This is a genomic window from Lacticaseibacillus sp. 30 (assembly GCF_053819265.1).
In genome coordinates, this window is record NZ_JBSOQX010000005.1 from 44,203 (window position 1) to 64,599 (window position 20,397).

At 43.9% G+C, this 20,397-nt stretch carries 20 protein-coding genes and 1 pseudogene; 2 read left to right on the forward strand and 19 right to left on the reverse strand.

Annotated features, from left to right (window positions below):
• Positions 1-8 precede the first annotated feature (8 nt).
• Positions 9-728, reverse strand: a complete 720-nt coding sequence (locus ACWPAB_RS04780) for a GntR family transcriptional regulator, LSA1692 subfamily (protein WP_003568056.1) — start codon at positions 726-728, stop codon at positions 9-11.
• Positions 729-2,312 carry an aspartate 4-decarboxylase gene (gene aspD / locus ACWPAB_RS04785; protein ID WP_016381789.1) on the reverse strand — a complete coding sequence of 528 codons (1,584 nt, stop codon included), beginning with the start codon at positions 2,310-2,312 and terminating at the stop codon, positions 729-731.
• Between the two features lie 353 nt (positions 2,313-2,665).
• Here aspD and ACWPAB_RS04790 point away from each other — a divergent pair, with 353 nt between their 5' ends.
• Both ACWPAB_RS04790 and ACWPAB_RS04795 read left to right on the forward strand, forming a co-directional pair.
• Complete coding sequence (locus ACWPAB_RS04790) at positions 2,666-3,868, forward strand: MFS transporter (protein ID WP_003585882.1); 1,203 nt, start codon at positions 2,666-2,668, stop codon at positions 3,866-3,868.
• A 190-nt stretch (positions 3,869-4,058) separates the two neighbouring features.
• Complete coding sequence (locus ACWPAB_RS04795; protein WP_003585883.1) at positions 4,059-5,093, forward strand: alpha-L-fucosidase; 1,035 nt, start codon at positions 4,059-4,061, stop codon at positions 5,091-5,093.
• A gap of 271 nt (positions 5,094-5,364) precedes the next feature.
• Here ACWPAB_RS04795 and ACWPAB_RS04800 read toward each other — a convergent pair whose 3' ends face one another.
• The 17 genes and pseudogenes from ACWPAB_RS04800 to ACWPAB_RS04880 all read right to left on the reverse strand — a co-directional run bounded on the left by ACWPAB_RS04800 (position 5,365) and on the right by ACWPAB_RS04880 (position 20,250).
• Positions 5,365-5,790, reverse strand: coding sequence for a hypothetical protein (locus tag ACWPAB_RS04800; protein ID WP_012492119.1), 426 nt, complete (start codon positions 5,788-5,790; stop codon positions 5,365-5,367).
• Positions 5,791-5,859: 69 nt separating this feature from the next.
• Positions 5,860-5,913, reverse strand: a pseudogene (locus ACWPAB_RS04805) (hypothetical protein); the annotation flags it as partial.
• Positions 5,910-7,388 (reverse strand): xylulokinase, encoded by a 1,479-nt coding sequence (locus ACWPAB_RS04810; protein ID WP_003576775.1) that lies wholly within the window; start codon positions 7,386-7,388, stop codon positions 5,910-5,912. The pseudogene ACWPAB_RS04805 and the gene ACWPAB_RS04810, both read right to left, overlap by 4 nt.
• A gap of 24 nt (positions 7,389-7,412) precedes the next feature.
• Positions 7,413-8,456: a zinc-dependent alcohol dehydrogenase gene (locus tag ACWPAB_RS04815; protein ID WP_003576777.1), complete on the reverse strand. Its 1,044-nt coding sequence runs from the start codon at positions 8,454-8,456 to the stop codon at positions 7,413-7,415.
• A gap of 16 nt (positions 8,457-8,472) precedes the next feature.
• The gene (locus ACWPAB_RS04820; protein WP_016381791.1) at positions 8,473-9,327 is read right to left on the reverse strand and encodes a PTS system mannose/fructose/sorbose family transporter subunit IID; all 855 of its coding nucleotides are present in this window, start codon (positions 9,325-9,327) and stop codon (positions 8,473-8,475) included.
• Positions 9,320-10,087: a PTS mannose/fructose/sorbose/N-acetylgalactosamine transporter subunit IIC gene (locus ACWPAB_RS04825; RefSeq protein WP_003576783.1), complete on the reverse strand. Its 768-nt coding sequence runs from the start codon at positions 10,085-10,087 to the stop codon at positions 9,320-9,322. Before ACWPAB_RS04825 ends, ACWPAB_RS04820 begins: the two co-directional genes overlap by 8 nt.
• Before the next feature lie 12 nt (positions 10,088-10,099).
• Positions 10,100-10,576 carry a PTS system mannose/fructose/N-acetylgalactosamine-transporter subunit IIB gene (locus ACWPAB_RS04830; protein ID WP_016381792.1) on the reverse strand — a complete coding sequence of 159 codons (477 nt, stop codon included), beginning with the start codon at positions 10,574-10,576 and terminating at the stop codon, positions 10,100-10,102.
• A 59-nt stretch (positions 10,577-10,635) separates the two neighbouring features.
• On the reverse strand, positions 10,636-11,049 hold the full coding sequence (locus tag ACWPAB_RS04835; protein WP_003576787.1) for a PTS sugar transporter subunit IIA: 414 nt from the start codon (positions 11,047-11,049) through the stop codon (positions 10,636-10,638).
• 21 nt (positions 11,050-11,070) lie between these two features.
• Positions 11,071-12,954 carry a BglG family transcription antiterminator gene (locus ACWPAB_RS04840; protein ID WP_016381793.1) on the reverse strand — a complete coding sequence of 628 codons (1,884 nt, stop codon included), beginning with the start codon at positions 12,952-12,954 and terminating at the stop codon, positions 11,071-11,073.
• Positions 12,955-12,973: 19 nt separating this feature from the next.
• Complete coding sequence (locus tag ACWPAB_RS04845) at positions 12,974-13,831, reverse strand: class II aldolase (RefSeq protein ID WP_003585890.1); 858 nt, start codon at positions 13,829-13,831, stop codon at positions 12,974-12,976.
• Between the two features lie 375 nt (positions 13,832-14,206).
• A complete protein-coding gene (locus tag ACWPAB_RS04850; protein WP_016381794.1) occupies positions 14,207-15,682 on the reverse strand; it encodes an FGGY-family carbohydrate kinase in 1,476 nt (491 codons plus the stop codon).
• Complete coding sequence (locus tag ACWPAB_RS04855) at positions 15,663-17,042, reverse strand: PTS galactitol transporter subunit IIC (RefSeq protein WP_003585894.1); 1,380 nt, start codon at positions 17,040-17,042, stop codon at positions 15,663-15,665. The genes ACWPAB_RS04850 and ACWPAB_RS04855 overlap by 20 nt, the downstream gene beginning before the upstream one ends.
• An 11-nt stretch (positions 17,043-17,053) precedes the next feature.
• Positions 17,054-17,353 (reverse strand): PTS sugar transporter subunit IIB, encoded by a 300-nt coding sequence (locus ACWPAB_RS04860; protein WP_003576797.1) that lies wholly within the window; start codon positions 17,351-17,353, stop codon positions 17,054-17,056.
• Positions 17,350-17,835 carry a PTS sugar transporter subunit IIA gene (locus ACWPAB_RS04865; protein ID WP_016380901.1) on the reverse strand — a complete coding sequence of 162 codons (486 nt, stop codon included), beginning with the start codon at positions 17,833-17,835 and terminating at the stop codon, positions 17,350-17,352. Before ACWPAB_RS04865 ends, ACWPAB_RS04860 begins: the two co-directional genes overlap by 4 nt.
• A gap of 11 nt (positions 17,836-17,846) precedes the next feature.
• On the reverse strand, positions 17,847-18,701 hold the full coding sequence (locus ACWPAB_RS04870; RefSeq protein ID WP_003585900.1) for a class II aldolase: 855 nt from the start codon (positions 18,699-18,701) through the stop codon (positions 17,847-17,849).
• 14 nt (positions 18,702-18,715) lie between these two features.
• Complete coding sequence (locus ACWPAB_RS04875; protein WP_003576803.1) at positions 18,716-19,456, reverse strand: GntR family transcriptional regulator; 741 nt, start codon at positions 19,454-19,456, stop codon at positions 18,716-18,718.
• A gap of 296 nt (positions 19,457-19,752) precedes the next feature.
• On the reverse strand, positions 19,753-20,250 hold the full coding sequence (locus tag ACWPAB_RS04880) for a GNAT family N-acetyltransferase (RefSeq protein ID WP_003585903.1): 498 nt from the start codon (positions 20,248-20,250) through the stop codon (positions 19,753-19,755).
• Positions 20,251-20,397 lie beyond the last annotated feature (147 nt).

A 20,397-nucleotide genomic window follows, 5' to 3' on the forward strand; every position in this document is an offset into this window, starting at 1 on the left:
CTTTGCGATTAGTGCGTATCGCGAGTTAACGTCGACTTAAACGAGTATTTATCGGCTCGATAATACGACGTGTCGAATAGAATTGGCTTGGCATCTGCCGTATAGGTGACCGAATGAACGCGCAACAACGGATCGCCTTTTTTGCCATGCAACAGTTTGGCCATTTTTTTATCCATCAACATGGCTTCGACTTCTTGATGCGAATACGCAATTGCCACGCGTTTTTCCAGAAGTGCAAATAGCGATCCTTCAAAATCGTGGGGCTTTAATCCGGCGACATATTCATGGCAGATCGCCACATGTTCGACGGTCATTGGTTCCTCATCCCAGAAGCGGCGCCGCACTAACATGTCGATTTCTTTGTTAACACGGGTATCTAGTGCTAAAACGCGGCTGATTTCCTCAGGAACGGGATCAAGCGGGCCGAAGCTGATGACTTCGGTGCGACTTTTTTTCCCATACGCTTTAGCTGCTTCTGTAAAACCTTGCAACCCTAGTCGACCGCTTTCCACCTTGTCAGAGTATGTCATGACATACGTGCCTTTACCCGGCGATTTCACCAGCAATTGCTGCCGTATCAATAAGTCAATGGCTTTGCGAACCGTTAACCGGCTAACGTCAAACTCTTTTGCCAGATCGTACTCAGATGGCAAGCGCTGGCTCGTTGTATAAACGCCATCACGAACGCGGCGGCTTAACGCGTTTGCGACATCTTCAAATTTTGCCATTCATTTGGCCTCCGTTTCACATGCCATTTGCAAGTGATCAAATAGTGCAATGATCCGCTTACCAACTTCAGCGTAATCATGCGTTGGCAGATTGGCCAGCGACACGCGGACTGACCAAGTGTCACTGCCAAACGGACTCGTTTTTAATAACATCAGGTGTTGCTGCTGCGCTAAGGCGACTAGCAAGCGAGTCGTTGTCCAGTGTTGCTTTAAGTAGCGTGCAAAAACAGCACCATATCGCTGTGTGCCCCACGCCAGCAAGTCAATATCACAATAATACGCTGTATCACGCGCCGGTGCTGGCCGAGTGAGCCCAAGCGTCGAAAAAAGCTGCTGTTCTCTAGCGCGGCAAGTCGCAACTACTTCGTCTTTATAAGCCTGCCCTTCGTCCATCAAACCATAAAGGCTGAATAGGGCAATCATCACTTGTTGAACGGTTGACAATCCCGCGGCATGGTTCAAGGCGATATCGCGAGAGTCGGCCACGATGCGGTCAATAAACGAAACCGTCGTACTTTCGCTAGCAATCGACTGATAGCGGGCGGAAACCTTTGCTTTAACTGCTTTGGGCAGCTGATCAATCAATTCATCGAAAACGTTGTCCTTCGCTAACGCAATCGCGCCGACCCGCCAACCGGTTGCACCAAAATATTTTGAAAATGAATAAAGGCAGGCTGTGTTATGCGGTAGAGCGGCAAACAAGGATAAGAAGTGCGGTACAAATGTCCCATAAACATCATCGGTAAGAATCATCAGGTCTGGCCGATCTGTATTAACGATCGCTTCGATCTGCGAAATATTTTCCAATCCCATTGCATTGGCAGTCGGATTACTTGGATTAACCAGGAATGCTGCTTTCACTTTTGGATCGCGCAGTTTTTCAATCTCGGCTTGTGGGTAAACATAACTGGCGCGGTCGCCAGTCGTCACGCGTTGTGCCTTAATCCGAACCACATCAAATGCATAGTGAGGTAACTTTGGAATCTCAAGGTATGGCGCGAATGTTGGCAGCAGTAAGGCAATACGATCCCCTGCTGCTAATAAGCCGGTATGCATCAAGGTATCGAACAGGTAGCAAATGCCTGCCGTTCCGCCTTCCACTGGAAAAACATCCAGCGGCACTTGCCGATCATCGAACAACTCTCGAATCATGTAAGCTTTTAGCGGCTGTTCGCAAACAAAAAGGCACCGGACTGGGGCAGGATAATTGTCACCAATCACCGCATCGCACGCTGCACTCACCCAAGCAGCTGGCATCATACCTAGTAGCTGTTGATCTGCCTGACATAGCCAGTTCAAGAAATCGGCTCCGGGGCCGGGGTGCGTCGTCAAGAAAGTTTGTAGTCGACCCATTCGTTCTGGCGCGGCCTTGATCTGTTTGCCAACTAAAGCCGAGGACGACTTCCGAGTTTCCTGAACGGCGAACTGTCCTAATAGAAAGAATGCCTCCCGCGGCACTGGGGCGGTCCAGTTTGGATTGCCGCGACCAGCATTGAGGATCGGGGCATCAGGTGCTGACTGAATTTGCTTTTCCAAGTACAAACTAAGCTCAAATGGGCTGAGTGCATCGGTCGAGATGGTCAAGGCTAATACGCTCCCTTTTGTGATCTATACTTTTTAGTATATACTATTCGATCTGCTTTTAAATTGCAACGGATTTCTGCAATTTCTTTTTGAGCCAAATGCCGTGATGTGTCAGGCTTCAAGCGAGACGTTTGGAAAAATGTATGCCCTTTCAAATTTTGCTTGTTTTTCCAACAACTACCGTTTATGATGTGTATGTACCAAGTAGTATATACTAAATTCCTTGCTGTCGATACCAGTTTCTTTTCTTTTTTGTTAGCAGAAAAAAGGCAGTTGTCAGCTTTACGATCGGCTGCTTTTCCCTGCCAAAATATGTGGCAATAAGCAAAATTAAATAAAGGAAGTGTGTCATCATGTCACCATCTACCCCTGTCCACGAAGACAAGCGTTCGCCAATGTTAGCGCTTGGCATCTTGTCGATTTCGTTCCTGATGTCTGTCAGCAACGCCGTCTCTGGTACGATCCCGTTGATGGAGAAATATTTCTCTGATGTCTCGCGAGCCAACGTCGAATTGCTGATCGTGATTCCGACTGGCGGTGTGTTGTTGGGTACGGTTATCAGTGGTCTGGTCTCCAATCTACTCGGAAAAAAGTACACGGTTATTGCTGGGCTATCCATTTCACTCGTTTTTGGGATCATTCCTGCCTTCATCTTTAATTATCCAGCGATTTTGATTTCGCGGGCAATGTTCGGGGTTGGCATGGGGATTTTCACGCCACTAAGCGTTTCCTATATCACGGATCTTTTCCCTGAAGAGACACGTAATCGCCTGTTAGGCTGGCGTAATTCAGTTGGGGCGATCGGCGATTCCATCATGCTTTTCATCGCTGGCTTTCTGATCAACATCAGTTGGCACACAACCTACTTGGTTTTCCTGTTCCTATTAGTCCCAATCCTCTTGGTGATGTTCTTCGTACCAAAGCATTACGACAACATTGTTTCTGAAGATGGCAAGGAAGTTGAAGAAGACGTTAAGGTAAAGCCGACGACCAATTTCGGTGTTATCCAGCTCGCGTTTATTTTCCTCCTTGTCTGCTTATTCTATTCCGCGATCTCACTAAAACTGGCGAGCTACGTTGGCAACAATCACATTGGCAGTGCGGCGGCCGCCACGCGGATCTTCGGTTTCCTCGTCCTTTGCTCAATCTTCTCAGGGCTGATTTTTGAAAAAATCGCTAAATGGTTCGGCAAGTATACGGTCACCATTTTCTATATCATCACTGCGATTTCGATGATTGTCATGTCCTTCACCACTTCCATTCCGGTGCTGTTGGTGCTGGTGCTGGCGGCAGGCTTCTGCAATGGCATCATCAACCCGGCACTAACCGCGCGAATGGTGCACTATTCGCCAAAAGGTTCTATGAATTTCACGACATCCATCATCATTATTGGCATCAACATCGGCTTTCTGATCGCGCCTTATTTCTTCCAATTCTTCGGTGAAATGATTGGCAATGCAGGCCCAGCCAATATGATTCTGTGGAGCGGCATCTTCTATGTTCTGTTAGCTGTCTATGACCTTGTCGTTGTTAAAAAAGACAAATTGACCATTTAGTCAGAGCGTGAGCAGGCCCGGTTAGGAACCGGAGCATAAATGGCTGGACTTTGGCCATTTATGCTGGAGATCCTTGTGTGCAGTTTTCTGGGCCTGCGAGCGCATTTTAAGATAACGTGACCTATCATAACGCGCTCCCCGGCGCAGCAACCGCGCTGGCTCGCGTTCACTTTTCAAAGGAGAAGAATTCATGAATGACAATGTAGCATGGTTTAAACAAGCGAAGTACGGCATGATGATCCATTGGGGCCTCTATTCACTGCTAGCTGGTGAATATCGTGGCGAATCTTCCAGCGCTTATGCAGAATGGATTCAGTCAAAATTTCAGATTCCTAATGCTGAGTATGGCAACTTGGCAACCGCCTTCAATCCGCTGTACTTCGATGCCAAAAAAATCGTCGCACTCGCTAAGCAATGCGGCATGCAGTATCTGGTGGTAACAACTAAACACCACGATGGCTTTGCCATGTATCACTCCAAGGTCGATGCTTATAACGTTTATGACGCCACGCCATTTCACCGTGATATCATCGGTGAGCTGGCAGAAGCCTGTCAAAAAGCCGGGCTCAAGTTTGGCCTGTATTACTCACAAGACCTCGACTGGCACGATCCGAACGGCGGCGGCTACAAGTCGAACGATGTCGAAACCGCTGGCACGACTTGGGATAATAGTTGGGACTTCCCTGACGAAGATCAGAAAAACTTCGATCTTTGTTTCGAAAATAAGATCCTGCCGCAAATCAAGGAAATTATGTCAAATTACGGTGAAATTGCAACAGCGTGGTTTGACGTGCCGATGACCCTGTCTGAAGCGCAAAGTCAGACCATTTACGACACCGTCCGCGAGCTGCAGCCAAACTGCTTAATCAACTCACGTCTAGGCAATGGTAAATACGACTTCGTTTCTCTTGGCGACAACGAGATCCCGAAAAACAAAGAAGACATGAACAAGACCGACGTTGACTACAACGAAATTACTGGCTTCAAGCCTTCGCCACTGGGTCTCTACGAAACTGCCGGCACCATTAATGATTCTTGGGGCTTCTCGTACCACGACCAGAATTGGAAAACACCACGTACCCTTTATCGCTATAAGCAACACCTCAACGATTTTGGCATCAATTATCTGCTGAACGTTGGTCTCGATCCACTGGGTCGTGTACCAATGATGGCAGAGGAGAATCTGCTGGCGGCTAAGGCTTTGGAGGATGAAGCGAACCGATAAAGCCACCACCGTTGTAACCGTTCAGGGGCACACGACTGTTCATACGGCATGGCAACACTGAACACAGCTCTGGGGGAATTAAAAGAACTGGCATCGCTTAGTCGGCTACTCGTGACTAGGCGATGCCAGTTTTTACGTAGATGTCGCCATGATTCTGACTAAACTCGTCCTATTTGCCAGTTCAGTCAGAATATCGCAAAAATCCCAGTTGCGCGATAACAACAACTGAGATTTTCCATATCTGTTCTGACGTCAGCATTGCCTGCATCTGTTAATTTAACGATGTCGCAGCGCGCAGTGATCGCAATTGAGCTGCCATCTGCTCCGCCAAATTGTACATCGTATGATACACGCTTGCTTTTGCTTCAATCGGCTTAGGAATCAAGACAATTCGCCTTGAAACGTCTTGGGGTTTAGAGAAGTCAACTTGCACTTGTAATGTGTGCAGTTGTTTTTCTTTGACCATGATCACCTGATCTAATATCTGAGCGTCTCTAACCGCCTCATACGGATAGTATTCTGGCTTAAGTTTGGCAGCAGCAAACCGACTATTATTTGGCAAACACAAAATTTGACGACTGTCATCAAATAAAACATAGCCATTGATTCGACGCGTGATATCAAAGTCAACGGTATTTTGCATCGTTTCATCTTGCTGAGCCTGCTGATAGACTTTCTCTAGATCAGTCAAAGTCATCCTAGTGATCGTTCTGGTATAGTTCAGGCTAGCAATTCCATAACAAGTCTTGCAAAGATAACCATCAGCCGTCTTAAACTTAACCCAGCCAAGTTTTTTCTCACAAAGAAGACACTTTTTCAACTTTGCCCGCCTCCAATCTTTAGCTCGGCATTTGTTAAAACGAATGCCAATTTAAGGTAACGTTGATACTGTTCATCATAGGCTCTTTTCAACGTCGGTTCAGGAAGAATCACCTCATCATCCCCGCTTCGATCTGGTACAACTTCACCATCACCGATGATTGCCAGCATAGTTGCCCCTTCAATCGCCTCGCGTTGAACAGCGCGTTTGCGCAACGGTAAGCCAAAAACATTGGCAAAAATCGTCAGCCAAAGGTTGCTTTTGGCCCCACCGCCAACGACTCGAATAAATTCTGCGGCCGTTTGATTGCCCATCTGTTCGTAAAGTTGCCGACACCCGAATGCCAGACCTTCAAGCACTGCTAAATACATGTTTTCTCTGGTTGATTCAAGACTAAGACCAACAAAAGCACCTCGGAGATTTGGATCAGCATATAAGGTTTTCTCGCCATTAAGGTGTGGAAAAAACAGCACCCGATTTTGACCTAAAAGTGTCGGCGGAATAGCTGCCTGTTCCAGTTGAGCGTCCTTGGCATTCACAATATCCTGTAACCACCACGCATTGAGAACGGCACCGGTTTGGACGGTTCCTTGCGTCAAAACACTATCATCTTCAGATGTCACTTTGAAGATGATGTTTTTTCCAACCGGTTTCAGCTGATGCTCCTGGTTCGGGACAACCACCACACCCGAGGTTCCCAGCGAGATCAAGGGCTGTTGTTCTTGATTCGTCTGATTAGCTAAGGCAGTTGCGGCATTGTCCCCTGTTCCAGCCACGACTTTGACATCCGCTTTCAAGCCTAGCCGTTCAGCAAGCGATGGCCGAATTTTGCCGATGACATCACTTGAGGCATGAATGGTTGGTAAAAGTTTCTCGTCAATACCGAATTCTCGGCAAATTTGGGTTGCCCATTTGTCTTGCGTGAAATCAAATAAAGAAGATGTCGAGGCATCGCAGTAATCAGTCGAGTAGTGACCTGTCAGCCGGTAAACAATGTAATCCACTGGCATGAGAAAATGCCGTAATAACTTAAAGTGGCTTGGCTCCTCGCGTTTCAACCAGACAAGATTTGCTAGTGGACTGCCAGTAGAAACAATCTTTGCATTTTCTGATTCTTCAATGACCGTTAACCGCGACTTCAATTCGGTTATGAATAATTTAGTCCGTGTGTCATTCCATAGAATGGCAGGGCGGACCATTTGGCCTCTCTGATCAAGGAAAACCGTCGTATGCATTTGACCGGTAATACCGATGCCGACAATACTGTCAGCAGAACCAGCACGCTTGACTAATTGTTGTAATCCTTTCACAACGATTTCAAACCAAACATTCGGATCAATCTCTTTGGCGCCATTTGCTAATGTCTCATATTGATAAGCTTGCTGATAGAAAGCTTGAGAGGAGAGATCAGGATTAAATAAACCCATTTTGATGGAAGATGTTCCTAAATCAATGCCGATATATTGCTTGTCCAACGATTTCACCTTCCCAAGTGGCTGTTAATCAAATGTCACCATTGTTTTCAAAGTATCCGGAAGCATAGCATATTTAAAAGCACTCTCGGCATCTGTGTAAGAAAAGGTCTTATCCAATAACGGCCGCATGTTGAGTATCTTTTTGCCAATGAGCTGTGTCGCCCGAAAATACGTTTCTCTAGTAGGACTGACCGTACCTTTGATGAACTTTTCGTGGGAATGCACGGCACCAAGATCAATCGGAACCGGATCATCTGGATGCATTGAACTAAACATAAAGGTCTGTCCGCCATTCGCTGTAAATGCTATGGCTTGTTTCGCGATCACCGGCACTGCGGTGGTGTTGAAAACAGCATCAGCACCTCGGCCTTCTGTCGCATCTTTGACGATCTTAATCGGATCTTTTTGCATTGGGTCAAGAACAAAATCTGCCCCAAGTTTTAGCGCTAGTTGTCGCCGGGTTTCATCGGGCTCGCTCACCAATACCCGCGCCCCTTTCAACTTTAGCACCATCACATGTAGCAATCCCATGACGCCGCCGCCAATAACCAAAGTATCTTGTCCAAGCTGCACATGCGCTCGATCAACACTGTTAATGACGCATCCCAGTGGTTCCGTGAAAGCCATATCAAGGAAAGGGGTTGTCTTAGGATATTTAAACAGGTCGGTCGATTTAACGGCCATCAACTGCGACATCCCCCAAAAGCCAGAAATACCGTGATCATTGTGGAATGTTGGGGACGAATAAATTTCAGTACATAAGTTCGGCCGACCAGTTTGGCAATAATAACATTCACCACAGTTAGGCAAGATGTATTTCACAACATGATCGCCTACTTGAAAATGTTTTGGATTAACATCTTTGCCAACTGCCACAATTTCACCACTGAATTCATGTCCGCCCACTCGCGGATAGGTCCATTTTGTATCGCCTGTATAATCTCGCACATCATTTTGGCATAAACCGTTAGCCCGTATCTTCATTAAAACTTCGTCATCCTTAATCACGGGATCAGGAAATGCTTTAATTTCAATTTTCTTTGGACCGTTCTCTAATACTGCTTGCATGTTGGCATTATCCTTTCTAAGCACCCAAGATGCCTGTCCATCCACCGATAATTCCTAGTAAAATCATGACGCCAATGATCTTGAGAGACGGCCAGCCTCGCTTGAGCATGACCAGTATCAATAAGGTGAAAGCGAACGGCAGAATATTCGGCATCAGAACATCTAATAGTTGTTTTTGAATGCTAAAAGTCTGGTTAGACGTCACGATTTTAAGCGGCACGGTCATTTTGACATAGCTTGAAATCAGGCCACCCATCACCATGCATCCCATGATTTCGGCGCCTCTAAGAATTCGATCTAATATTCCCTTCTCAAGAAAATCCATGACTGACTCAGCGCCCGCCCGATAACCAAACATGAACGTGCTATAACTAAGCCCCCATGAAATTCCCAACATGAGGATAAAGTAAATGATGGAGCCCCAAATCGTACCTTTTCGATTCATATCAATACAAATTGCTAACAGAATCGGGATCAGAACACCTTGATAAATGGTATCGCCAACGCCGGACAAAGGCCCCATCATTGACGTCTTTAAACTGGTAATGAAGTCACCAGGGATATCCTTTCCCTTAGCCTTTTGTTCTTCCATCGCAATAATCATGCCGATAATGACAGCGCCAAATTCAATATGGACATTGAAAAATTCAATCTCACGCTTCATCATTTCTTTTTTCTTCTCAGGTTCACCGTTGTAGACCTTTTTAACGATTGGTGTAAAAACATGCGCAACTGCTTGTCCCATCATTCGTTCGTAGTTGTAACAGGTTTGGGGAAAGTTTTCCCAAATGAGCCAAGACTTAATTAAATCGCCTTTCGTCAATAGGCTCTTGTCATCTTTAGCTGTGACCTGCATTTTTTCATCACTCATAGCTAGGGCCTCCTTCGTCAGACTGATCCTGACTCTTTGTCACCTGAACATAGACAACTGCCACCAAAGCAGCAATAACCCCAAGTGGGAGCAATCCCAACCCAGAATATGTTGCGAGAACAAACCCGATATACAAGAAGACCCGCGAGTCACCCTTGTAAATATATTGCAAGGTAATCGCAACCCCGAGTGCTGGCATCATACCGCCAATGACCTTGAAAATAGTCAAGACTGTACCACCCAGCGCTGCCACGAATCCGGAAATGTAGCTTGCGCCATAGTATGCCGCAAGCCCACAAGGAATGATGGTGATCAAAGCCGTCAATAATTGCGGATATAGCACATTGGCGCGCCAGATCTTGTGATACTGTCCTTCTTCAATGTAATGATCTGCCACGTGTACAAAAATCGACCCATAAGTCATGCGTGCATACCAGACCAAAGTACCAAGTAAGCCAATTGGCACGGCGATTGACAAAGCAGTTTTGGCATCTAATCCGCCGGTAATTGAGTAGGCGGTTCCCAAAATACCTGATAGCGCCATATCAGCTGGCATTGATCCACCGGCAGAAATAAAGCCTAAATAGACCAAATTAATCGTTGCTCCGACCATCGCGCCCTTTAAAGGATCACCGAGGATAACACCTGTCAGTAAGCCACAGACCAGTGGACGTTGAATGGTCCATAAGCCAACGAAGGGTAAGTTCCCAATCGCGATAAAATACAGAAAACCGCAGAGGAATGCTTGTAAAACACTCATTTTATTCTCCTCCTAGATAAGGTTGGTTATTTCAATCAATCGTTGTTCAGGGACCAACTGATAAAAGACATGCACTTCTTTTGCTACAAGATTCTTGATAGCTTCGATTTCAATCGGATCTGCGGCCACATTTTTGACAAAAGGCTTCCGGTCACCGCGTAACCCCATGCCACCCAAATTGACTTGCGGCAACTGAATGCCATTCTCAGCCAATTGTTCATAATAAGTTGGCGATTTTGTCAGTAGCAGAATACGTTCCTTCTCGTTGTCCTCTCCGCCTAAGTAATCTGTCGCTTCCTTCACACTCATCGGATCAACCCGAACGCCCCGCGGTGCAAGCGTTTTCAAAACTCTGCGTTGAAAAGGATCTTTCGCGACGGTATCGTCAACAATGATGATGTGATTGATACGATAGGTTGGTACCCAAGCCGTGACAACTTCACCGTGAATCAACCGATCGTCAACTCGTGCAAATGTAATTTTTTTCATTTTGATCCATCCTCCTACACGCGTTCTCTGCCGCAGCACCCGCGCCAGCCCACGCTCTTCTAATCATCGGTTTCTTTCGCTAAGTGTTTATTAACATCAATGAATGTTGATGGTGCCTCCTTGATCAATTTTTCGCAAATGGCCTCACGATCATTGCTCGGATTGCTTCGCATCATAAAAGCCTCCAGCATCATTGGCAGATTCATACCTGTAATGTGACGAATATCATAATCTGCCATTAATGATACGACCGTATTGAATGGGCTGCCGCTAAATAAATCCGTGAAGCAAATGACACCTTCGTCCGGTCCAATTTCATTTAAACGAGCCTGAACTTCTGCCCGTAATGTGCTGACGTCCTCTGTTGGTTCTAATCCAAACGCTTGCACGCGCTCCTGTTTCCCAACAATCATTTCAGCACTGCCAAGCATTGCTTTTGCTAAATCCCCGTGAGATACCATGATAAATTGCATTTTTGTCCATCTCCTGCATTTTCAATCTAATATTTGTGATAACTCCTGAATGAAGTAATCAAATGTTGGTTGTTTCTTTAAGCGTTCTACAAATGTTGTATCTTGAATAATCTTGCCGAGATAGTTCCAAAGTTGAAATACTTTGGCATTGTTTTTTTCAATCGCGACCAAGATAATTAAATCGACTTTGTTGCCATCAGCATCCCAATTGATCGGGTGTTTCAGGAGAATCACCGAGACAAACGTGGCAATTGGCAGTGGACTCACCGGATGTGGCAAAGCGACTGATCCGCCAAAAAAACTGCTTCCAAGCTCCTCTCGCAATCGAACCGCCTTTTCCATCTCTGTTACCTTACCGGCGGCTGCTTGACTTGAAAGTATCATTAGTTGTTTGAGAACCTGATCTTTAGTGCTGAGATCTGTATAGTCGAATCGTTCTGACGAGAATAAATCGAGTATTTCTTCTTTTGTTTTAAACCCATCAATTGCTAATTTTATTTTTGAGTATTCGCTTTCTGGTGGAAAATAACTGATCAGGATCGCACCTAGCGCATCAGTTAAGTCGGTCTGCTCAGTAGTGAAGATCACGTCATAGTCATCCACAGCAATATCTTGCAGATCACTAATGTTGACCATCGTTAGCACTGAAATTTCGTTGTTAAACCAAGTCGCAAACCGCTGTCGCAATAGGACACTTTCGCTGCGTTTTAAGTTGGTCACAACCAGAACCTTCTGCGATCCCGAAAGATCGTTATACCGAATCAAATACTGATTGAAGTAAATTGCTAGGTATGAGATCTCGCTTTCTTTAACTTTCTGGCCAATCTTTTGCTGTAGTAGCAACCCCATGTATGCTGCAATATCAAAGGCTAGTGGGAATGACTTACGAATTTGATCCAGCAATCCATTGCTGTTTTGAATATTGAACTTCATCCGCGTGATAAGCGGCATCAGATGAAGCGCCAAAGAAATTCGCAAATCAATTTCTTGGGTAAAATCTACGTCAAACTTTTCCTTAATTTCATCCAATGCTCTCACAATAAATTGATTGATGTCTGAGGAAACATAATCATCGTTTTGATAGTCACTTTTACCACGAAGATAAATAGCCAAATTGAGAAGTTCGCCGTCAGTTGCCTGAAAAGAGAATCTTTTCTCCAATCCGGCAAAGATCTCTTTTGCGACCTCAATCTCAGATGCAAAATAGTTCAACAGATCAGGCTTAGCCGTTTTCAGTGAAAATCCCTCTTGAATCCGACGAATAGACACTTCGATATGAACAATCAGATTTTGAAATAAAGTATCCGAGATATGGTAGTGATGTGCCATCAAAACGTTGACCAAGATGCGTTCAATGTCTTGCCGATAAGGTGCGCGCGGATCGTGATGGTGATCCGTTTCATATAATCCCATCTTGGAAAGACACCGACGCATATTTCTTTCGGTCCCAATGACTTGAATACCGTTTTGTGAATTTCGTTTAAGTTCTAGTTCAAACGGTTCGATGATATGCGCCATTTTGTTTAGATCGGCTGTCAAGGTGGATCCTGAGATGAAAAGCCGGTTTTCAATCTGAGTTTTGGAGAGCGGCTTCTTTTGCTGCAACAATAACTGGCAAAGCTTCTTAACCCGACCTGACTGATCCAGTGACAACGCTTTTTTCTGCCGCAAGTATTTAGCTTCAAAAGCGACCGGATCTTTGACTACTAACCGAGAACCCAACGAGCGTTTTGAAATAAGCGTAGCGACTTCTTGTGCAGCTAATGTTCTCCGAATATTTTTGATATCCGTTTGAACAGTGCGAACACTCACTTGATACTTGGTCACAAAATAATTTGAGGGCAGAGTTTCCGGTGCGTGCCGATAAAAGTCTTTAAGCATCTCCACTTCTCTATTGTTCAACACGCTGCTCCCCTCCCCGTGACTACATAATGCCAACTTCCTTCACATTAACTTCCTTAATAATCGTTATCGCAGTCTCGATGACATTTTGAATGCCCTTAGCTGCCACCCCGTAAAGATTGAATTCATTGTGGTTTTCATCATATGCCTGACCAAAAGTCTTAATATATGCCTTGCGTAAATCCGATCCATAATTAACCTTGATCAAGTTGTTTTCCTTCGCGCGACGAACTTGATCAAACGGTATACCCGATCCACCATGTAAAACCAACGGCACAGGTGAGGCTTCTGCAACTTTCGCCATCAGTGGAAAATCAAGGTTCGGCGACAAATCAAGGCCATGAACATTACCAACAGCAACCGCAAGCGTATCACAACCAGTTTTCTCAACGAAATTAAGCACATCTTCTGGATGCGTCTTAGCATTCACATCTGAAACATGATCATCTTCCTTACCGCGAATACCACCAAGTTCCGCCTCAACAGGAATGCCGAAATAATGGGCATAATCAGCAGCTCGCTTGACTTCTTTAATATTATCGTCAAACGGCAATTCAGATGCGTCCACCATGACAGAAGTAAAGCCTGCATCAATACATCGCTTCACATCTTCAAAGCTCTTGCCATGATCCAAATGTAAGCCAATCGGCGTTGAAACGTTTTCTCGTGCCATGACTTCTCGCGTCATATTCGCAATGATTTCGGGACTGGATAATTTCAAGTTGTGTGAAGATATTTGAATATAACCACCTAATTCCATTTCATCAAACGCCTTGATAATCGCTAAAGTCATCTCATAGTTTGTTGTGTTAAAGGCTGGTAGAACAAGATGATTCTTCTTGGCGTACGACATGAGCGTGTATCCATTCACTAAATCCATAATCTGTTTCCTTCCTTCCTTACATCTTTAATCCTACAGGGAAGCGTTTACTCTGGTGCATTAATAAGTTGCATGAAGATTCATGCAACGCGTGTTCTTTACATGAATGGCAAGCGTAGTAATAGCAGATACAATCAGGTGACTTTTGCACAGTCATATAAAACATCATTAATTCCATACACAAGCGAACGTTTATACAGTGTGGCAGAAAAACTTCTTTTCTACGCGAGTAGTCCTAAAAAGCGGCTCTGATAGTCCTAAATGCTGCAAAGGAATACCAAAGCCGTTTAAAATAACATCACTCTTTAAGGAAGATCTATTAACTCATCCTTGAACCTAAAGACAATATATTTCTCTTTAGGACAAAGGTCATGACTATTGCTCAAGTTCAAATTTAACCTTAGCCTCATAAAGCGGTTTATATTGATGCTTATAAATAGCTAAGAGGTATTTGACTAGTGGCGTAGTCCTTGGAGAAAAGCGTTGACTTGGTGCTTTAGGTACTTGAATATTCTTTTTAGCGCCATTTTGGGCCATAATATTTGCCCCCCGGGAAACTGCTTCAGGCGTTGCCATTGCCAACACCTCCGCTCCCAGTAAATCTGCCTTCAACTGAATCCAGAGTGGGTCTTTAATTGCCGGTCCAATGACTTTGATCGTTTGAATCTGTTGACTAGTCAGACACTCAGTAGCGTGTTTTAACTCAAAGGTTAATCCTAAGAAAAGACCAAATGTTAGCATTTCTTGGTCAAGTTGATTTGTAAGCCCGTACCAAAGGCCCTTCGTTAACGTAGACTTTGTTGGGCTGCCACTACCGCTGAAGTGGGGAATAACAAAATTAATATCTTCAAACGGCAAGTCATCAGCCGCGTATCGCTTATAGGCAGCATCCGCTAATTGCATAAAACGCTGACTTGTTATCTGATGACTTTCTTGAAACCACTGAATGACCGATCCGGCCGATGGCAATGCTGTAAAAATTGTATACAGCTCCGGATTCATATAAATGCCGTATGCGATGCCTTCCTCCTCTTGAGTAGCCTTTTTTTCTAAACTATCTGAAAGAAGAAGAATACCCTCAGTCGTTCCCGTAGAATCAAGAATTTCATGTGTCGTTTGACCACTTGAGACAGAACCCACCATATGATCATGTCCCGCTATCGTTACATCGACCTGAGCCGATAAACCCAGTTTATTTGCAATTTGTGGCTTTATTGAAGCAATTTTTGTTCCTGATGGATAGGGCTTCGGAAAATCGATATTCTCAATTCCAAAGATCTTTTTAATTCGGCTTGACCAACGTTTTTTCTGAATATCAAAAACCATTGTTCGGCTTGCAATTGAAAATTCTGTGCCCATGACCCCCGTCAAACGATAGACAAGAAAATCAGGGATACACAACCACGTGTACCTTTTAGTCGAATCAACATCATGCTCAAGTAACCATTTAATTTTACTGGCAGAGTAGTGTGCGTGAGGTGGCAATCCCGTCACTTCATAAATCGTCTTTTTGTCTTGTTTAGATAACTGATCGATAATCTTCTCAGATCGGTTATCGTACCAAGCAATCATGGGGGAGGCCAATACTCCGAATTCATTGATCAAGACGCCGGACTCGCCAACACTCGCAATCGAGATCGTTTTGATTGGCTCGAGAGCAGTTTTCACCAGATGCTGGATTGCGTTTAGAAGTTGCTCGAGCAATTCCTCAATATCAAAATTAATTAAGTCATCGGCTTCATTTTTGGGTGTTACAAACTTTAACTGTTTTATGGGTTGAATAGTTGTTTGTTCAGACCAAAGTGAGACTTTGGTGTTGGTAGTGCCAACATCAATTGTTAGATTTGCCAAGACTGTCTGCCCCAAATACTGATTTCTTCGTCACTCGGTATAACCACCAAATAATCAACCCAATTAAAGGAATCAAACCAAGTGCAATAGGATTAAGTTCAAAAATTTTAACTAACCAATACCGTAACGGATTCCCACCATCGAGGAAACTCGTAACTGATGAACTTTTGGCTCCTGAATAATTAACGTTTTGCGCCATCTTTGTAATCGTTCCTGCTAGTGCAGAGGAAATATATAAATCTGCAATAAGACAAGGAATCCCGATGAGAATAGACCGGAAAACGTCGCCTTTGGTGGCTAAGACAATCATCGAGGCGAAAACAGCCAAGTTTGCCAAATCCGCTAACGGCATTGTGCCATTACCTGGCAAGAAGAAAGCAAGCACGACAGCAATTGGCGTCAGAATCAATCCAGTAGAAATAACTGCAGGATTACCGATCGCAACGGCAATATCCAGTCCGATATAAAGTTCACCACTATTTTTAACATGCTTATTCAGCCAATCCTTAACAGCTTCCGAAATAGGCATCAAACCTTCCATTAAAATTCGTACCATCCGTGGCAAAATAAACATAACAGCTCCTAAATTGACACCAATTTGGAGAATGCCACGAACATCGTAACCGGCTAGGACGCCAAGAAGAATACCAAGAATGGTGCCAATCATCATAGGTTCGCCCATGATACCAAAACGTTTTTGAATCGTTTGTGGGTTAATGTGAATCTTATTCAAACCAGGAATATGATCAATGATCCAGTTGCCTAATAAACCTATTGGCCAAAAAGTAATAGACGAAACGGTTGGTAACGAAATGCCTTCGAGTCCAAAGTATTTCTCACCTAATGGCGCTGCCCAGTCGGCTAGCTTGAACACAATAACGGTAATAACAGCAGCCGCAAGTATCCCTAGCCAGAAGTTGCCCGTGACATAGTAAACCAGCGTTCCTGCGAGGGCAAAGTGCCAATAGTTCCACAAGTCTACATCAACGGTTTTAGTCCACTTCATGCCTAACATAATAATGTTAATGACAATGGTCATCACAATAACAAACGGTGCAATCGGCAGACCCCAAGTAATCGCAGAGAGCGCTGGCCATCCTAGATCTGCATGGGGCAAACTAAGCCCAATGTGTTTTACCATCACCTTGGCAGCAGGGCCAACGTTGTCCGACAAGATCGTCATGACAGCGTTAATCCCAACGAAGCCAATCCCAACTGTTAACGCTGATCGCAACGCTTTAGTCCATTTCACTCTAAAACAAAGAGCAAGTATGAAAAGAAAGAGAGGAAGCATAACCGTTGCGCCCATGCCTAAAACATATTGAACGACTTTGTTTAGTTGATCGGCGAAATTCGACATGCTATTTCCTCCTACTCTTCAATGTGTTTTTTGATATCTTCAAGCACCTTATCTGCGCCAATACCGGTAATTAACGGCAACGCCCGTATAACTGGAATTTCTGTTTCATACGGTACATTAGTTGTTGCAACAATAAGGTCGGCATCTTTTTGATCATATTCTGGTAACGAAGCCACGTTTGTTTGTGTATAGTTGGCATCTAAACCATGGTCATGTAAGAACTCCATTGTCTTCTCTGCAACAACCGTTGATGTCGCAATACCTGTCGCACAAACAAATAAAATTGTCTTTTTCTTTCCTGAACTAGTCATTCTAATCCCTCCAAAATTGCTTTTTGCACGTCTATCGCGATTTCTTCATTCGTAGCACTGATAAACCTTCTCAGTTCGTTCTGATCCTGAACAACACTCATAATTCTTTTTAAAATATTGAGTTGTTTATTCGATTGTGCAAGTGATAGTAAGAAAATAATTGATACTGAAACTGGCTCATCACTCGTCCCCATAACCACCATCTCAATTGGCTCTTCTAGAACACCAACAGAAACTGCATTTTTCTTGACGAATTGAGGATCTGTGTGAGGAATCGCTACACCTATTGGACTTGTTGGCAATCCAGTAGGATATTTTTTCTCCCTATCCTTCACTGCTTGTGGATAATCTGCAGTAACAAGATTTTGATTCAGTAAATTCACGGATAATTGATCTACTGCTTCGCTAAATGTAACCGCTTTCGAAAACCGTTTAACAAAAGAAGACCCAAACACAATCTCCTTTGAAGTCAGGTTGCTCATTGGAATGCCTCCTATCGTACAGCAGTTGGTGAATTGCTATTCATCACATGAATTTTGTGATAAACAACATCTTCAATTGCCTTTTCCGCGTCAAGCGATACGTTGACAAGATCAAACCGATCTGGATCCTCCTGATAGTCTTTACCAGCAGATTGAATAAATGCCCGTCTCAAATCGCTTGCGACGTTGATCTTAACAACACCATTGTCGACCATCTGGGCAATTTGGTCATCTGGGATACCTGAAGCTCCATGGAGGACTAATGGAACCGGGCAGATAGCATGAATTTTTTTCAGAAGTGGGAAATCAATGTTGGGGTCAAGATTTAATCCATGAACATTACCAACAGCGACAGCTAAAAGATTTACACCAGTACGTTCAACAAAATCAACAACTTGTTCTGGATTTGTTTTATTGTGCCCTTCAGTGACATCATCATCTTCTTTACCCGCTATCGCACCCAGTTCGGCTTCAACAGGAATACCGTAACCTCGAGCAAATTGAACTGCTTCGTACGTGTGTTGAATATTTTCCTCATAATCGTATTTAGCATTATCTGTCATCACGGATGTAAATCCGGCACGGGCGGCTTGTCGCACAGAATCAAAAGTCTTTCCATGATCCAAATGAAGCGCAATTGGCGTATCCATTTCTTTGGCGAAACGATCAACCATGTCTTTGATAAAACCATATCCAGAAACAGGGATATTTGTCGGGGCAATTTGAATGAAAGCAGGTATACCGCTTTTTTCTACCGCACGAAGAATCCCCATGGTAGTTTCTAAATTAGTTGTGTTAAAAGCTCCCGCGACAACATGACGGTCCTTAATAATATCAATTAGGTCAAATCCATTTACTAATGGCATTCTTTCTATTCCTCCTATCGTCTTTGTAAAGTTGTTGTTAGGAAGTACTTATTGCCTTTAAGCCAGACAGAACCGTATTCAACTGGTTCTTTTTCAGACAGATACACTGCCTGCTGCATTTTCAAGGCGGGCGTGGAAGGAGGAAGTTCTAGGATCTTACCTCGTTCAGTCCCAATCGTAAGTGCTTCATACGTGCTACGCGCAAAACTTATTTTGCGATCTGCCAACTCCTCAATTTTGTTAAAAAGACTAATATTGTTGAAATTCACTTTCTCAATTCCTGGACAAAGTGTGATATTAATTCTGTTTTCGATTAACATCAGTTTGTCATCGGCAACTGATCGAAGTCGTTCTAAATACAAATACTGACTCCCAACAGGAATTTTCAACATATCAGCAATTTTTGCGTTGGCTGGTCGTAATTCCTGCTGAATCACTTGAGTTGTGTAACTCAGATGTTGATTATCAAGCGACTCTGCAAAAGACATCAGCTGATCATTCAATGAGTACTCAACATTTGGATTGCTAACAAATGTCCCTTTTCCATGAATCTTTTTGACCATGCCTTCTTTCAAAAGAATATCAATGGCCTTCCTAACTGTTCCACGACTAACACTAAGATTTCGACACATCTTTTGTTCCGAATCTAAGCGATCACCATCTTGCAAACTGCCACCGTACATCATGTCACGTAAACTGTTTGCAATTTGTTCGTAAACTGGAATCATGGAAGTTTTATCAATATCAATCTTCATTTTTCCACCATCTTTCTGTCAGTTTACGAACATCATAGAACAAGTGTGTATCACAGGGTACCTCTGTGAACAAGTTAAATATAAAAGGCATTTATCACTCTTGCAAGCGTTTTATTCATTTTGCATAAAAAACACGTCTTCATATTCATGAAAACGTGTACATGTACAGCATATTAGATATGAGTATGGTCGTTATGACAATAAAAACAATGACTCCGAAATTTCTAAGACTATGGTAAGTCACCAGTTTTATTGAGGAACTAAAAAGCAAGGGAATAAAAATCACTGAAGTTTTCTTAAATGAACTTCTTAACCAAAAACTGATCCATCAAACTATGCTGCGCTGTGATCAGTGGTCCAGGCAACTCATTGAACCCAAACTCCTGATACACATGCACTGCTGTCGCCAGTGTGTGGTAAGTTTCGAGATAAACTGATTGATACCCGACTTGCTGGGCATATGCCAGTGCATGGCGCAACAAGCGTTTGCCTAGCCCATGGCCTTGAAGCTTGCCATGGACATAAAACTTCTGGAGTTCAGCCACCTTATGGGCAGGATCATATTCCGCAATACCAACACCGCCAAGAATTTGACCCTCGCGTTCTGCAACAAAGTATTGGCGATTGGGCTTGGCGGCATAGAATTCGCTTAGATGATCAAGTCCTGTGTCAAAATAGACAGTGCCAGGCTTATCTAGGTCGGCCGCCTTCAAGCATTCGCGAATCAACGCAGCCACCTGTGCATCATCGGCAGGCGTGATTGGTCGAATTTCTTCATTGTTCGTTGTTGTCATGGTCATGCCACCCTTCAGAGGTTTAGTTGAAAGCATAGTATTTTGACTAAAAAATGCAAGTGTTAGTTTTGAGGACTCTGATTGACTCTGAAAAGAGATGCCACATGCACCTTTACAATATGCGATCTACACACGGTTTGTCACATT